We start from the raw sequence: 14,825 nt of genomic DNA on the forward strand, positions 1-14,825 counted from the left end.
AATAGATCAATGGTCCCTCTATGTCAACGGTGGCATGGAGTTTTGTTGTTTTACACGACTTTTTGAAAAAAAGACGATGTAAAACAATACTTGGCGAACAAAGTGAGCGAAGTTTCCGTTATTGTTACTAACTTTTTGTGGCAAAATAGATTTCTTTGCTACATATACGTCGAAACTCCACCATCACTATTCAGGAGGTGAAAATAAATGAGTGAAGCAGCAATCGCTAAAAAAGAAACCCTAGTTGAAGAAGCAGCAGCGAAATTCTCAGCAGCATCTTCAGTTGTTATTGTAGACTACCGTGGTTTAACAGTAGAAGAAGTAACAAACCTACGTAAACAATTACGTGATGCAAACGTTGAAATGAAAGTTATCAAAAATTCTATCCTTTCACGTGCAGCTAAAAAAGCAGGTCTAGAAGGTTTAGACGAAGTATTTACTGGTCCAACTGCTGTCGCTTTCAGTAATGAAGACGTAGTAGCACCAGCTAAAATCATCGACGAATTCGCGAAAGATGCGAAAGCATTGGAGATCAAAGGTGGCGTTATCGAAGGGAAAGTTTCTTCTATCGAAGAAATCACAGCTTTGGCAAAACTACCAAGTCGCGATGGATTACTTTCTATGCTATTATCTGTATTGCAAGCGCCAGTCAGAAACGTGGCTTACGCTGTCAAAGCAGTGGCAGAAAAACAAGAAGAAGTTGCTTAATCGCAGCCTAATTTACACAAACTAAAAAAACAATTTTAATTTAAATGGAGGAAATTCAAAATGGCATTAAACATTGAAAACATTATTGCTGAACTAGAAACAGCAACTATCTTAGAATTAAGCGAATTAGTTAAAGCTATCGAAGAAAAATTTGACGTATCAGCAGCAGCTCCTGTTGCAGCAGCAGCAGGTCCTGCAGCTGGCGGCGGCGAAGAACAAACTGAATTCACTGTAGAATTAACTGCAGCTGGAGATCAAAAAGTTAAAGTTATCAAAGCAGTTCGTGAAGCAACTGGTCTTGGCTTGAAAGAAGCTAAAGCTGTAGTTGATGGCGCTCCTGCACCAGTTAAAGAAGGCGTTTCTAAAGACGAAGCAGAAGCTTTAAAAGCTGCTTTAGAAGAAGTTGGCGCTTCAGTAACAGTAAAATAATTCATTTTGATTATTTAAAGTCAGAATCCTTAGTAATAAGGATTCTGACTTTTTTTGTTTTGATGAACTTGATTTTTTATTCTTTCATATAAATAAAGAAATATACTTCCAGTGTGTAACAATGATCGATTTATCTTGATGAATTTTTAGTGAGCAAACTTTTTACAGGATCATAGTATCTTTAAGCAATAAAGATGGCAGATAATAGTATTTATTTGAATTTTTCTATAAATGAAATATAGAAATTTAGCTTTATTGGAACAAGTTACTTGAAAAATTGTTGTTTTTACAATAAAAAAAGACCCGAAGGCCTTTCTTTATTGTAAGGATTCTTTCATACTCTTTGTCATCTCAGTTAAGCTATCTCTGTAAGAAATAAGGAAATCAACAAGCGTATCTTTTCCAGCTAGTTTCTTATTACCATAGCTAGAATATTGTTTCTTTTGTGATTCAAGAGCTTGGTCATATTGTTTTTTTTGTTCTTCAAAAGATGCTTGATCATAAAGCACAGTATCTTTTACAGCAGCTTCATATTCGGATAAGAAGTTATTGATGATCGCTTGATACATCACTAGATAATCTTCATAGGTTTTGATCGATTTAATTGTTTCATTAGACACATCAGTAGGCTTAAATGCAGTTGATTCAGATTTTTCAGAAGCTTTTGTCTCTTCTTTAGTGCTAGAAGGAGTACTTTCTTTAGAACTAGAAGAAGGAGCTTCTTTTGAACTAGAGCTTGAAGTATCCGTATCTTTACCGCCCATATATTTTTTGAAATCTGAATCATTTAAAAAGCTCACTGTCCAAGAGCTTGGAGAGTAATTATCATCAAAAGTGATCGTGTCACCTTCTTTTAAGATCAATCGTTGTTTGGCTCCTACATCTCTAAGCATTTCACTTTTTCTAGTATTACCACGAACATTCATGCTCACATAAGCATTTTTGTCAGTATCTCTTTCTCCATGGCTTAATTCAGTCAAAACAGCATAATAAGTTCCAGACTCAATATCAGTCCCTACGATATAGTCTCCTTTAGCGACAAATTCAACTGACTCAGGTTCATCTTTAGTTTTGCTCTCTTCTTTTGAAGAACTGGTCATTTCCGTAGTTTCTTTCGTCGAACTATTTGTTTTAACATTTTCTTTTTTTCCGCCAGAACTACATCCAGCTAAAAGACTGACCCCAACAGCTAACAAAATAAATTTTTTCATTTTACTCCCCTTTTCATTGTGTGATATTTTTTGGATATTCTCATAAAATCATGAGTAAAAACAAGTCAATAGCCAACTATTAACTTGTTTTTTATATTATATCAGTCATAGTAAGCGATAACAATATCATGAAAATGAGACTTATTTAGAATTTTATATTCTTTAGACATTTTAGTAGATTCGATTGACAATAGAACTAAAGTATTATATAAAATTGAAGCTTCTAATCATCTATTGCAATGGAAAATTTCATTATTTTCTCATTTTGATGCATATCTTTCGCATGAAATAATAGAATTTGTTAGCATAAATAAGTACTCATTTTTATTTTTAAATTTTATTGTGAAGGAGGACATGAATATGCATTGGTTATGGACATTAATCGTCGGTGGTGTGATCGGCGCAATTGCTGGCGCAATCACTAGTAAAGGCAAATCTATGGGCATAATTTTCAACATTATCGCAGGTTTAGTCGGTTCATCGATCGGTCAAGCTTTACTTGGTAGCTGGGGTCCTCAGCTTGCTGGAATGGCTTTGATTCCTTCAATCATCGGTGCGGTGATTTTAGTAGCAGTCGTTTCATTCTTTTTAGGTAAAAAATAAGTATTTTCAGTAAAAACCGCTTGGAAGCATTGTTTCCAAGCGGTTTTTTGTGCTAATCAAATAATTTTTCTATAAAAGCTTCATAATTTTGGACTAGTAACAATTGTTCTAGTTTTTCACTTGTAGAAAATGTATCTATCATAAAATCAAATAATTGCCGAAACTTTTTCATATCTCTTTGGTTCATGACGATCATTATGATGACTTGAACGTAATGAGTGCCCCACTGAACTGGCCGATCATTCAGAATGATCGAAATGCCCGTTTTTTTTGCGCTCATTTCAATTGCATGAGGTAATGCAACTGAGTTATTGAAAGAGGTTGCGGACATTTTCTCACGCTCTTTGATCAGCTCGATGAAAGAAGACTCGATATGCTGACTTTCAATCAACTTACTCCCTAGATAGTCGATATAGTCATATTCGGACGATAGATAAACATTTCGCTCAAAACGTTCTGAAGTTAGATACTTGCCAATACTTTCTTTCAAATCAGTAACAAGTTTTTGTTGTTTCAACCTATTGATCGCTTTTTGAACTTTATCAATATCTTTCCCAGACAAAAAAGGTGAGAGTTGAACTGTATTAGAAAATTCCTTGAGTTCGATCGTAGATAAAACTAAATCGGAATTGCTCATCTCTAAGCGACTCTGCTCATCTAAGAGATAGAATGCGCCTGTTATGTTTATACTTTTCTTAAAAATATCGCTGATCTTATAAACTAAGCGTTTGTGCATGTCATAGTATTCAGGTGTATAGATCACACAATTCAATTTATTCTCTGTTTCGAATTTTTCTTCAAAATAAGAACCAATATGAAGTGCAATAAACGTGATTTCATCATCAGAAATGGGAATATTGATTTGTTTTTGAATTTGTTTGGCAATAAAAATCGCTACTTCGTAAATAAAAGCATAAGACTGTTTGATTTCTTCGGAAAGAGGATTACTGACTTGTTTGCCTCTTTTTGCTCGTGAAATCAAATTTGAAACGTGTAAGGCTAAGTTCAAAATCAATTCTTCTGAGATATGAGTAATAAAATATTTTTCTGCAACAGTTTCCATTGTTTGGGAAATAAAGGCATAAATGCTGGTATCCATATACTCTCTTAAAAAGGTTTCATTTGCAGGAGAAATTTTTGTCATCAGTAAAAGAGCCAAGTTATGAATTTCATAAAGATCCATTTCGATAGATAGAGCTTGATGGAGGTCTTTTCCAATATCAGTGGCAATCTTATATTCTAACTGATCTTCTGAGAGAAGCTCTGAAGTCATTTCTATATCTGAGCGTTGATGATGTAAGAGACGATCGATAGCAATTGCAATATGTAGTAATAGACTATTGATTGCATAGCCGTTGACATAGAGATGCTGATTACTTAGACGCTCGACAACGATTTTTTGGATCGTTTCAATAGGAACATCTGGAAAAATCGTCTGAACATAATCAAGTGACTGGAAATTACGTAATGCTTCATCTTGCAGCAAATCACTCGTAAGCTTTCTAAAATCGATTTCCTCTCCGATCATCGTAAGATGCTGTCCGTTTTTAATGATTTTTAAACGATATTTTTCCATTTTTTTACGTAAACGAAGCAAGTCTTTTTCAATGGTCGGAATGCTGACAAACAATGTTTCAGCGGCCTCAAAATAATTTATAGTATGATGCTGGATCAATAAGTTCACCAAATAATTTATTCTGTCTTTAGGTGTATTGATTTCCTTTTTGCTTAGAGAGAGAATGTCATCGATTTGGACGGCATCATTGATTTTATAGCCTTGTCTGGAAGAACAGATTATTTCATGCTCAGTCAATTGATTGATTCGAGTAACGTAATTGCGGATCGTTCGAGTCGAAGTAGATAACGTTTCAGCTAAAAAAGCGGCAGATAACCAGTCATGATGCTGGGACAATAGTTTGATCAGTTCTGCTTCCTTTTTGTTTAACGACACATTTTTCACCTTCTTTCCCTTTTGTACTTCTTATTATTGAGATTTTCAAACGGCAAATCAAGTATAGTTGTTTCCGCTAAAACTCTTGTGAGAGGAAAGAAGTGTATTTGAAACTGTTTAAAAAAAAGTTGAAGATGAAAGTGTAGCAAAGAGCTGTTTCAATTAAGTGATATACCGTTTGTATGCAGCAGCCTAGTTACGTAAATACGTCGATCTTGAAAAATAGGAGGAATAAAGATGAGTGAATTGAATGTGTTATTAGTTTGTGGATCAGGTGCCAGCAGTGGATTTATGGCAGCAAATATGCGGAAGGCGGCTAAGTCCAAGGACCTGAATATGAATATTGTTGCTAGAAGTGAGTCGGAAATTGAAAATTATATTGAAGAAATCGATGCGTTGATGGTTGGGCCTCACCTTGAGTATATTATTGACGAAATCGACGAAATCATTCATGGATTTCCAGTAAAAGTAATTCTGATGAAGAAAGAATATTATGCAACACTTGACGGAGAAGCTGCAATCGAGCACTTATTAGCATCAATGAAAGAAGAAGAATAAAAAAGGAGGAGTAAATGATGAACAAATTGATTTTCTGGCTGGAAAATAGTTTTTCACCAAAGATGAATAAAGTGAACAACAATCCTTGGATCGTTAGTATCAAAGATTCGATCATGCAAACATTGCCGTTTATCTTTTTAGGATCAGTCTTTTCAATGCTGGCGATTCTAAATGATTACTTTCCGGCATTACCAAGTTTTTGGGTACCGTTTGGCTGGACTATGGGGAAAATTTCATTATTTGTTGCTTTTTTGATTCCATTTAATTTAATGGAGAAAAAAAGATTAAGAAAACAGCGGATCGTTGCTGGTATGAGTGGTTTGGTCTTATTTTTGATGATCATTTCACCGCAAGTGGAAAAAGATAGTGTCATTGGTTTTGGTCATGATGCTTTGGGCGCTGGTGGAATGTTTGTGGCGATCGTAGCTGGGCTGATCGCAGGATTTGTTTTGGTGACGCTAGGCAAATTCTCTTTCTTCAAAGAAGAATCGGTGATTCCGGATTTTGTTAGAGCGTGGTTTGATTCGATGCTGCCGATCGGAATCATTGTGATTTTCGGCTGGGTCGTTGTCTTGATCATGAAAGTCGATCTGTACAATATCGTTTTAAGTATTTTTATGCCATTATCAAGTTTTATGGAATCACCAGGCGGTTTTGTCGGTATGATGTTCTTGATTTGTTTCTTGTACTCAATGGGGATCTCAACGTGGGTCTTGACGCCAGTTGTACAGCCGGTTTTATTAAAAGCGATCGCTGAAAATATCACTCTTGTTCAAAATGGTACAGCAAGTGTTGACACATTGAATTTGGTAACTAGCAGTACGTTATATTCTGCGTATCTTTGGATTGGTGGAATCGGTTGTACGATGCCGCTTGTTTTGATGATGATGCGGGCGCGTTCAAAAAAAATCAGTGCTTTGGGGAAAGCCTGTATTGCACCTTCGATTTTTAACATCAATGAACCAGTGATTTTTGGTGCGGTTGCTTGGAACCCGCTTTTAATGATCCCAATGTGGCTTCAGGGGATTATTTTACCGATCGTGATTTATATTTTTACGAAAGTGATCCCATTTGCACCGATTCCTAAAGTTCAATTTGAACTGTGGTATTGTCCGTTTCCGTTTGCGACATGGTTTACCACTGGAACGATCACAGGTTTGATTTTGATGGTCGTGATTTTTATGCTCTCGGCTGCAATTTGGTATCCATTTTTCAAAGCATACGACGATCAAGAAGTAAAAGCAGAAAACCAATCATTGAAGGAGGCTTAAAAGGATGGATGATCTATTATCAGAGCAAGCCATGAAAATCATTTTATATGCTGGAGATGCCAGAGTCAATTGCCGAAATGCACTTGTTGCTATTGAGAAAAATGATTTTGATACAGCAAATGAAGAAATGAAGCTTGCAAAAAGCAATATCACACAAGCACATCAGGTACAGACAAAAGCGATTCAAAGTGAAATGGGAGAAGAAGCAGAAGAACATCCTCATTCACTACTGTTTACACACGCACAGGATACATTGATGACGATTTATAGTGAGATTAATATGGCGAATCATTTGATCAAGATAGCCAAGCAGATCGATGAAAGACTACAGCAACTTGAAAAACAATAAAGAAAAGAGGTAAGACGGATGTATCAAGTACCAAAAGGGTTTCCAAAAGATTTTTTATGGGGCGGCGCTGTTGCAGCAAATCAATGTGAAGGAGCCTATGAATATGAAGGCAAAGGCACAAGTGTTGCTGATATCAATGAATTTAGAGCAGATTTGCCTTTAGAAAAGCGCTCAAATGCAGAGATATCGACTAGTTATATTGAAGAAGCTTTGAACAGCAAGACGGGAGTATTTCCGAAAAGATGGGGGATCAACTTCAAAGAAACGTATCCTGATGACTTGAAGCTCTTAGGCGATATGGGCTTAAAATTGTTTAGAACATCGATTGACTGGTCACGGATTTTTCCAAATGGCGATGAGTTGGAGCCAAATGAGGCTGGACTCCGGTTTTATGACAAACTGATCGATGAAATCATTGCAAATGGAATGGAACCGATGATCACTCTTTCTCATTATGAGATTCCTTTGAACCTGACATTGAAGTATCAAGGTTGGTACTCACGGGAAGTTGCAGACTTTTTTATTCGTTATGCCAAGGTCATTTTAGATCGTTACAAGGGAAAAGTAAAATATTGGATCGTGATCAATCAGATCAATTTGATCGGGCATGAATCCTTCAATCACTTAGGAATTGCGGAGGATAAAGTAGATAATTTACTGGAGGCAAAATATCAAGGGGTGCATCATATGATGGTGGCTTCTGCTGCAGTTACTGAATATGCGCATCAAGTAGATGAAAATTATGAAGTTGGCATGATGCTATGTGGAGGACCGGAATACGCTGCGACTTGTCAGCCGGAAGATGTATTGGCAACATTAAAAATCAATCAAATGCAGTATTTCTTTGCGGATGTATTGTTGAGAGGATACTATCCAGGCTATGCGTTTCGCTATTTTGAAGAGCAGGGAATCAAGCTCACATTTGCTGAAGATGATGAAGCAGTTTTAAAAAATACAGCTGATTATATGTCCTTTTCATACTACTATACGCAAATTTGTGATGCAAAGCATGATGAACCTTACCGAAATAAAGAATTACCAGCAAATCCTTGGGGCTGGACGATCGATCCCTTAGGACTAAGAACCTTGCTGAATTCTTTTTATGACCGTTACCAGTGTCCGATCTACATTACTGAAAATGGGATCGGCTGTTATGACAAGCTGGAAGCAGATGGAACGATCCACGATGATTACCGAATCGATTATTATAAAGCGCATATCGAACAAATGAAAGAAGCAATCAAAGACGGTGTGGATCTTAGAGGCTATTGCGCGTGGGGGCCGATCGATATCATCAGCTGTTCTTCTTCAGAGATGAGTAAGCGTTATGGATTTATTTATGTGGATCAGGATGATTATGGTAAAGGCAGTCAAAAACGCTATTTGAAAGATAGCTATGACTGGATGAAACAAGTGATCAAGACGAATGGGGAAGCTTTATAATCGATTGGAGGAGTTCGATAGTGAAAAAGAGTTGGGTAGTATTTGTTGGTTTAGTATTTTTATTGAGCGGCTGCAGTACTGGAAAAACAACTGAGAAAACAAACGCATCTGAAACGAAAGCGGCACAAGAAACAACCTTATATTTTATCCGGCATGGCAAAACGATGTTCAATACAACAGGCCAAGTTCAGGGCTGGTCTGATACGCCGCTGACTGACGAAGGGGTGCAAGGAGCCAAGGAAATAGCGATAGGATTAAAAGAAACACCCTTTGTTTTAGCATACTCGAGTGATTTAGGCCGAGCGATGTCTACTGCAAATCATATACTCGATGAAGGCGATTGCAAAGGAGTAACGCTGGAGACCTTATCAGGATTAAGGGAATGGAATTATGGCGGTTATGAAGGTCGGGATAATGCAGATATGTGGATACCGATTTTTGAAAAAAATGGGCTGAAATTTGATGAGGAATGGACTCAATATGGAGAATTAACAAGAAAATTAAGTGATGAAGAGATCGCTGATGAAATTGCCGCAAATGATAAAACTGGCACTGCTGAAAATTACAAACAGATCGTTAAACGATCGAAAGAAGCAATGGACCAAATTTTAGTAGAAGCGAAAGTAAAAGGCGGCGGGAATGTGTTGATCGTGGCTCATGGTAGTGAAATCCCGACGATTTTGGAAATATTAGTTCCAGGAGGCTATCAAGGAGAAGACATCAAAAATTGTAGTGTAACAACAGTCAAAGTCAAAGATGATACATTTACGATTGATAAAATCGGTGACCTAAGCTATTTGGAAAAAGGAAAAGAATAGAACATACAGATGTAAAAGAATAGAGAAACCGTACGATGCATGCCTTGCATTGTACGGTTCTTAGTTTATTCTACTCTGAAAAAGCTGACTATTTTCTAGTCAATTTTACCACAGCTTCACAACGTGCTGTTTGCGGAAACATATCTACTGATTGTAAATAATCGATCTCAAAAACTTTAGCTAGATCAACTAGATCTTTTGCCAAGGTCGATACATTACAAGAAATATAGACCATTTTTTTAGGCGGCTGCTTCATGATCGCTTTGAGCAGCTTTTGATCTAATCCAGTTCTAGGTGGGTCAACGACGATCGCATCGGGTTTAAAGCCAGCCTGCAGCCATTTCGGCAACAATTCTTCTGCTGTGCCGACTTCATAATGCGTGTTGGTGAAACCTAAGCGCTCGGCATTGAGTTTGGCATCTTCGATCGCCGCAGGAATGATGTCCATTCCCCGAACTTCCTTAGCTTTTTTAGCAAGGCTTAAACCGATCGTACCTACACCGCAATAAGCATCGACAACGGTTTCGTTTTCCTGTAAATCTAATGCTTTGATCGCTTCATTATATAAAACCTCGGTCTGTTCCGGATTTAATTGGAAAAAGGCTCTTGGTGATAAATCAAAAGTGACCTCGTTGATTTTTTCTTCAATGCTTTCTTTGCCCCATAAATGGATCGTTTCGTCACCCATAACGATCGATGTCCGCTTGTTTTGAACGTTTTGCATAATGGACACAACTTCGGGAAGCTGCTGGGTGATTTCATCGATCAATACATGTTTTTGCGGGAACTTTTTTGATTGAGTGATAAAAACGACTTGAACTTCATTGGTTTTGATGCCGACACGAACCATCAATGTACGGAAGATGCCGCTATTTTTGCGTTCATTGTAGATCGGCAGTTGATATTTATTCAATAATTCGACTAAAGCGTTCATAACCTTTGTTGTAGCGGGTTGCTGTACGAGACAATCATCGATCGGAACTAAGTGGTGTGAATCCGCTTGATAGAGTCCCGCTTCAATTTCTCCGTCGATTTTCCGTAACTGAAATTGTGCTTTATTCCGATAATTCCAAGGATTTTTCATTCCGATTGTTTTTCGCAATGGATACTTCTCAAAATTTCTTGGTTTAAATTTGTTCAAGGCTTGTTTTAATAGATCCTTTTTAAACGTCAATTGAGCTGGATAAGCAAGGTGCTGTAATTGACAGCCGCCGCATTCTTCATAGACAGGACAAGGCGGTACCACACGTTCAGGTGCGGATTTAATGATCTTTGTTAGTTGTGCTTCCACGAAACGGGGAGCGACTTTTGTGATTTTCGCAGAAATGTCTTCTTTAGGTAGAGCACCTGGAACAAAAACGATCGTCTTTTTATAATACCCGATACCTTCTCCGTTGATACCTAAACGCTTTATCTTCAAAGAAATACTTTGGCCTTCTTTTAATTGATGTGTGGTCATGGTTTCATCCTTTTATTTCATGATTTTATTAAATACTGTGTAGTTGTTCTAAAACTTTGCTTTTTTACTTCATCCTATTTTAGCACAATTTGACTGGTTTAGCTTCTGTCATTTATATGTTATAGTAGAATATATGTTCTCACTAGAAAGGCGGAGGAAGATGGAAACAATCACGAAAATCACGAAGGACAAAGGGCAGTTTTATTTAGTCTGGCTGTCTTCGGGAGAAAAATTACGCGTATCAGAAGATACACTCGTCCGTCAGCGCTTATTAAAAGGACAAGAACTAACTGAAACAATGATCGAACAAATAAAAAAAGCTGGTTCGTATGACGTTGGTCTGCAGCTGTCTTTGAATTACCTGAGTTATCAATTACGTTCGAAAAAGGAAATCCTTGATCATTTGAAAGAGAAAGAGATTTTGCCGGAAGATCGGAAAAAAATCGTTACTCGGTTAGAAGAGATGAATCTGCTGGATGATAAATCTTTCAGTGAAAGTTATGTACGGACTTTGATGCGAACCAGTGATAAAGGACCTAAGATGATCGAACAGCAACTAAAACGCAAAGGGCTGAGCGATGAAGATATTCGGCATGGTTTGACTTTTTATGCAATGGAAGATCAAGTTGAAGTCGCTGCCGCTGCCGCTCAAAAGGCAATGAAACGCTATAGAACGAAAAGTTTTAGAGAGGCATTGCAGAAAGTTCAAATTCACCTGATGCAAAAAGGATTTAACCGTGAGGTGATCGATCTAGCGCTTGAAGGGTTAGCTTTTGAACGGGATGAGGAACAAGAGATAGACGCAATCAAAAAAGAAGGAGATAAGCTTTGGGAGAAACATCGTAAGCTTGATCCTTATAAACGCTCGATGAAGGTCAAACAAAGTCTGTTTCAAAAGCAGTTTGATTCCGAATTGATCCAGCAATATTTTGATGAAAAGGAATTAGAGGATGAAGAATGAAAAATATTGGGAGACGTGGAGCACAGAAAAACTTCAGTCTTTTCAAGAAGAATTTATTGATTGGTATGAAAAAGAAAAGCGTAACTTGCCATGGCGCGTCAATTTAGATCCATACCGTATTTGGATTTCAGAGATCATGCTGCAGCAGACACGTGTCGATACTGTGATCGATTATTATTATCGTTTTATGGAGTGGTTTCCGACGATCAAAGACCTGGCTGAAGCACCAGATGATCGTTTACTGAAAGCTTGGGAAGGGCTTGGCTATTATTCCCGAGCTAGAAATTTAAAAGTGGCAGCGCAACAGATCATGACAGAATTTGATGGCCAAATGCCCCAAACGATAGAGGAAATCAGGCAATTGAAAGGAATCGGACCGTATACGGCAGGAGCGATCGGCAGTATTGCCTTTCAACTGCCAGAACCAGCGATTGACGGAAATGTGATGCGTGTGGTCAGCCGTTTATTTGAAATCAGTGATGATATTGCAAAAGCTGGCAGCCGCAAAGTTTTTGAAGAAGCGATGTATAAAATCATTGATAAGGAGCGGCCGGGGGATTTCAATCAGGCAATGATGGATCTAGGCTCAGCAATCTGTACACCAACGTCGCCCAAGTGTGAGGAATGCCCAATTCAGCAATATTGTTTGAGTTATGAGATGAATACAATGACTGATTATCCAGTCAAATCAAAGAAACAAAAACCGAAAGATGTTTATTATGTAGGTGGGATCATCGAAAATAATCAACAGGAGTTCTTGCTGGAACAGCGTAGTGCTAAAGGGTTATTAGCGAATATGTGGCTATTTCCGATAGAGGAAGTCAGTAAGGAACGATTTGATTTTCTACAAAAATCACGGGTAAAAGAAGAACAACAGTTATCTCTTGAATTTGAAGAAACACTTTTTGTCGCAGAAGAAAATTCAGAGATTTTTGAAGAGTATCCTCAGGTTGTTTGGCAAAAGCGAAATTTGGGAGAAGTCGTTCATATTTTTAGCCATTTAAAATGGCATATCTTGGTGTTTTATGGAAGACAAACAGGTCCAATTTCTATCAATGACAATCAGAATTGGACAACTCCAGAAGAATTTTCAAACTATGTATTTCCAAAGCCGCAGCAAAAAATGGTAGAACTTTATCAAAAAGAATTTAAAATAAAGAAATAATTAGTTGGTGCGAACCTTAAGTGCCCATGAAATAGCTAGGAGATTCGCACCGAAATTTTTTAAGATTTCAGCTGTAAAAGGCTGTTTTCTCATTTATATTTAATGTTATAATTATTTTAGTCGTGGAATGGCTGAAATATGTCGGATATTTTAGCCAATTTCACAGTCTAGCTCTGTTTAGAGCTAGTGGATTGAAATGATCAAACTAAGCACGATCATGAAAATGATGGAACATGTCTAGCTCTGTTTAGAGCTAGTGGATTGAAATGATAAACACATTAGCAAAACAACCCGAATAAACTTGTCTAGCTCTGTTTAGAGCTAGTGGATTGAAATTGTTTTTGTGTAATACTCGGACGTAATTAACGCCGGTCTAGCTCTGTTTAGAGCTAGTGGATTGAAATGGTTAAAGGTTTAATGTGTTGCAAAACTCCCAAAACGTCTAGCTCTGTTTAGAGCTAGTGGATTGAAATTCATTAGTTTCAATAATTGATGAATCAAGTGTTTCCGTCTAGCTCTGTTTAGAGCTAGTGGATTGAAATCGAACTTCTTTTGAAGAAAGTTTCACTGGGGTCGGGTCTAGCTCTGTTTAGAGCTAGTGGATTGAAATTTCTTGCGTTAACCCAGAAGTTGCTTGTTTTAGTGTCTAGCTCTGTTTAGAGCTAGTGGATTGAAATTCTTTAGTTTGCGGTGTAGATTCTTTTGCTAGTGTCTAGCTCTGTTTAGAGCTAGTGGATTGAAATTATGGTCAACTAAATTACTAAGCTTAATTAAATACGTCTAGCTCTGTTTAGAGCTAGTGGATTGAAATGATTCCGAAAACCTTATTGCACATGAAGTGTCGACTGTCTAGCTCTGTTTAGAGCTAGTGGATTGAAATTAAGACCATAGCGTTGTTGGCTTCGTCGGCACTCTGTCTAGCTCTGTTTAGAGCTAGTGGATTGAAATATGCAATCACCTCTATCTGCGATGAAACGTAAGCGTCTAGCTCTGTTTAGAGCTAGTGGATTGAAATTTAAAATGTTAAGCTCCGGAGAAGTTGGGATGATGGCTAGCTCTGTTTAGAGCTAGTGGATTGAAATAGCAAGAGTAAAGCCACTGCCACTACTTCCACCGCGTCTAGCTCTGTTTAGAGCTAGTGGATTGAAATAAGTCCTTGCCTATTTGTTTAACCCAATAAAACGTCTAGCTCTGTTTAGAGCTAGTGGATTGAAATATAAACAAATGACACAACTTCATATATTTTCTTTGTCTAGCTCTGTTTAGAGCTAGTGGATTGAAATGCTCAAATCTTTGCCCATTTGTTTGATCCAGTAAAAGTCTAGCTCTGTTTAGAGCTAGTGGATTGAAATAGGCATTTCAAGTTTTGTTTCAGAAACATCTGTTGTCTAGCTCTGTTTAGAGCTAGTGGATTGAAATTCTCTATGAACCGTTGGTCTGTCATCACGATCCAAGTCTAGCTCTGTTTAGAGCTAGTGGATTGAAATATGAAAGTGATTGGGTCGATTTAAGAGCTAGTTATGTCTAGCTCTGTTTAGAGCTAGTGGATTGAAATAACATCTTTCACCGTTACTTTCTCTTTAACTTCGTCTAGCTCTGTTTAGAGCTAGTGGATTGAAATTCAAATTCTTCTGTTGTATATGGTTTACTCATTCGTCTAGCTCTGTTTAGAGCTAGTGGATTGAAATAGCCACCAAAAGAACGACAATTCGGGATGATAGCAGTCTAGCTCTGTTTAGAGCTAGTGGATTGAAATATCTATTTCATTTAATTCAAGACAGGAATATCTGGTCTAGCTCTGTTTAGAGCTAGTGGATTGAAATACCTCGACAGCATATTCAGGATGTTTCTGAAAAAGTCTAGCTCTGTTTAGAGCTAATGGATTGAAATAAAAAAAGT

General features: G+C 37.5%; 13 protein-coding genes, 1 CRISPR repeat array and 1 other annotated feature (2 of these 15 running past the window's edge). Of the genes, 10 read left to right on the forward strand and 3 right to left on the reverse strand.

Annotated features, from left to right (window positions below):
• Nucleotides 1-56: a sequence feature (ribosomal protein L10 leader region), on the forward strand (it extends 74 nt beyond the left edge of the window).
• A 151-nt stretch (nucleotides 57-207) separates the two neighbouring features.
• Together rplJ and rplL are read left to right on the forward strand one after the other, a co-directional pair.
• Nucleotides 208-708, forward strand: a complete 501-nt coding sequence (rplJ, locus tag IGI58_RS12870; protein WP_429953098.1) for a 50S ribosomal protein L10 — start codon at nucleotides 208-210, stop codon at nucleotides 706-708.
• 60 nt (nucleotides 709-768) lie between these two features.
• The gene (rplL, locus tag IGI58_RS12875) at nucleotides 769-1,137 is read left to right on the forward strand and encodes a 50S ribosomal protein L7/L12 (protein WP_088271527.1); all 369 of its coding nucleotides are present in this window, start codon (nucleotides 769-771) and stop codon (nucleotides 1,135-1,137) included.
• 317 nt (nucleotides 1,138-1,454) lie between these two features.
• Here the strand turns inward: rplL and IGI58_RS12880 are convergent, their stop codons facing one another.
• The gene (locus IGI58_RS12880; protein WP_429953097.1) at nucleotides 1,455-2,348 is read right to left on the reverse strand and encodes a hypothetical protein; all 894 of its coding nucleotides are present in this window, start codon (nucleotides 2,346-2,348) and stop codon (nucleotides 1,455-1,457) included.
• A 360-nt stretch (nucleotides 2,349-2,708) separates the two neighbouring features.
• Between IGI58_RS12880 and IGI58_RS12885 the strand changes: the two genes are divergently transcribed.
• The gene (locus IGI58_RS12885) at nucleotides 2,709-2,951 is read left to right on the forward strand and encodes a GlsB/YeaQ/YmgE family stress response membrane protein (RefSeq protein ID WP_087639430.1); all 243 of its coding nucleotides are present in this window, start codon (nucleotides 2,709-2,711) and stop codon (nucleotides 2,949-2,951) included.
• A gap of 52 nt (nucleotides 2,952-3,003) precedes the next feature.
• On the opposite strand, the gene IGI58_RS12890 is transcribed toward IGI58_RS12885, so the two are convergent.
• Nucleotides 3,004-4,902, reverse strand: a complete 1,899-nt coding sequence (locus IGI58_RS12890; protein ID WP_429953096.1) for a BglG family transcription antiterminator — start codon at nucleotides 4,900-4,902, stop codon at nucleotides 3,004-3,006.
• A 237-nt stretch (nucleotides 4,903-5,139) separates the two neighbouring features.
• Between IGI58_RS12890 and IGI58_RS12895 the strand changes: the two genes are divergently transcribed.
• From IGI58_RS12895 to IGI58_RS12915, 5 genes are read left to right on the forward strand one after another with little or no spacing between them, the layout of a single operon-like run.
• Nucleotides 5,140-5,460, forward strand: coding sequence for a PTS sugar transporter subunit IIB (locus IGI58_RS12895; RefSeq protein WP_087639432.1), 321 nt, complete (start codon nucleotides 5,140-5,142; stop codon nucleotides 5,458-5,460).
• Nucleotides 5,461-5,477: 17 nt separating this feature from the next.
• The gene (locus IGI58_RS12900; RefSeq protein WP_429953095.1) at nucleotides 5,478-6,731 is read left to right on the forward strand and encodes a PTS sugar transporter subunit IIC; all 1,254 of its coding nucleotides are present in this window, start codon (nucleotides 5,478-5,480) and stop codon (nucleotides 6,729-6,731) included.
• Between the two features lie 4 nt (nucleotides 6,732-6,735).
• Nucleotides 6,736-7,080, forward strand: coding sequence for a PTS lactose/cellobiose transporter subunit IIA (locus IGI58_RS12905; protein WP_225532894.1), 345 nt, complete (start codon nucleotides 6,736-6,738; stop codon nucleotides 7,078-7,080).
• A gap of 18 nt (nucleotides 7,081-7,098) precedes the next feature.
• Nucleotides 7,099-8,523 carry a glycoside hydrolase family 1 protein gene (locus IGI58_RS12910; RefSeq protein ID WP_429953094.1) on the forward strand — a complete coding sequence of 475 codons (1,425 nt, stop codon included), beginning with the start codon at nucleotides 7,099-7,101 and terminating at the stop codon, nucleotides 8,521-8,523.
• Between the two features lie 20 nt (nucleotides 8,524-8,543).
• Nucleotides 8,544-9,341: a histidine phosphatase family protein gene (locus IGI58_RS12915; RefSeq protein WP_429953093.1), complete on the forward strand. Its 798-nt coding sequence runs from the start codon at nucleotides 8,544-8,546 to the stop codon at nucleotides 9,339-9,341.
• Between the two features lie 88 nt (nucleotides 9,342-9,429).
• On the opposite strand, the gene rlmD is transcribed toward IGI58_RS12915, so the two are convergent.
• Nucleotides 9,430-10,800 carry a 23S rRNA (uracil(1939)-C(5))-methyltransferase RlmD gene (rlmD, locus tag IGI58_RS12920; RefSeq protein WP_429953092.1) on the reverse strand — a complete coding sequence of 457 codons (1,371 nt, stop codon included), beginning with the start codon at nucleotides 10,798-10,800 and terminating at the stop codon, nucleotides 9,430-9,432.
• Between the two features lie 160 nt (nucleotides 10,801-10,960).
• Between rlmD and recX the strand changes: the two genes are divergently transcribed.
• Together recX and mutY are read left to right on the forward strand one after the other, a co-directional pair.
• On the forward strand, nucleotides 10,961-11,761 hold the full coding sequence (recX, locus tag IGI58_RS12925) for a recombination regulator RecX (RefSeq protein ID WP_429953091.1): 801 nt from the start codon (nucleotides 10,961-10,963) through the stop codon (nucleotides 11,759-11,761).
• Entirely contained in the window at nucleotides 11,751-12,926 is a 1,176-nt protein-coding gene (gene mutY / locus IGI58_RS12930) for an A/G-specific adenine glycosylase (protein ID WP_429953090.1), read from the forward strand. The genes recX and mutY overlap by 11 nt, the downstream gene beginning before the upstream one ends.
• Before the next feature lie 165 nt (nucleotides 12,927-13,091).
• Nucleotides 13,092-14,825: direct repeats of the CRISPR family, unit length 33 nt; unit sequence GTCTAGCTCTGTTTAGAGCTAGTGGATTGAAAT; it runs 129 nt beyond the window's last position.

Origin of the sequence: Enterococcus sp. AZ020 (genome assembly GCF_050499205.1) — a bacterium.
In the GTDB taxonomy this organism is placed as follows: domain Bacteria; phylum Bacillota; class Bacilli; order Lactobacillales; family Enterococcaceae; genus Enterococcus_L; species Enterococcus_L dunnyi.

Bases quoted from the DNA above. Each gene is read 5' to 3' on its own strand.
- rplJ (WP_429953098.1), top strand. From the start codon at position 208: ATGAGTGAAGCAGCAATCGCTAAAAAAGAAACCCTAGTTGAAGAAGCA.
- rplL (WP_088271527.1), top strand. From the start codon at position 769: ATGGCATTAAACATTGAAAACATTATTGCTGAACTAGAAACAGCAACT.
- IGI58_RS12880 (WP_429953097.1), bottom strand. From the start codon at position 2,348: ATGAAAAAATTTATTTTGTTAGCTGTTGGGGTCAGTCTTTTAGCTGGA.
- IGI58_RS12885 (WP_087639430.1), top strand. From the start codon at position 2,709: ATGCATTGGTTATGGACATTAATCGTCGGTGGTGTGATCGGCGCAATT.
- IGI58_RS12895 (WP_087639432.1), top strand. From the start codon at position 5,140: ATGAGTGAATTGAATGTGTTATTAGTTTGTGGATCAGGTGCCAGCAGT.
- IGI58_RS12900 (WP_429953095.1), top strand. From the start codon at position 5,478: ATGAACAAATTGATTTTCTGGCTGGAAAATAGTTTTTCACCAAAGATG.
- IGI58_RS12905 (WP_225532894.1), top strand. From the start codon at position 6,736: ATGGATGATCTATTATCAGAGCAAGCCATGAAAATCATTTTATATGCT.
- IGI58_RS12910 (WP_429953094.1), top strand. From the start codon at position 7,099: ATGTATCAAGTACCAAAAGGGTTTCCAAAAGATTTTTTATGGGGCGGC.
- rlmD (WP_429953092.1), bottom strand. From the start codon at position 10,800: ATGACCACACATCAATTAAAAGAAGGCCAAAGTATTTCTTTGAAGATA.
- recX (WP_429953091.1), top strand. From the start codon at position 10,961: ATGGAAACAATCACGAAAATCACGAAGGACAAAGGGCAGTTTTATTTA.
- mutY (WP_429953090.1), top strand. From the start codon at position 11,751: ATGAAGAATGAAAAATATTGGGAGACGTGGAGCACAGAAAAACTTCAG.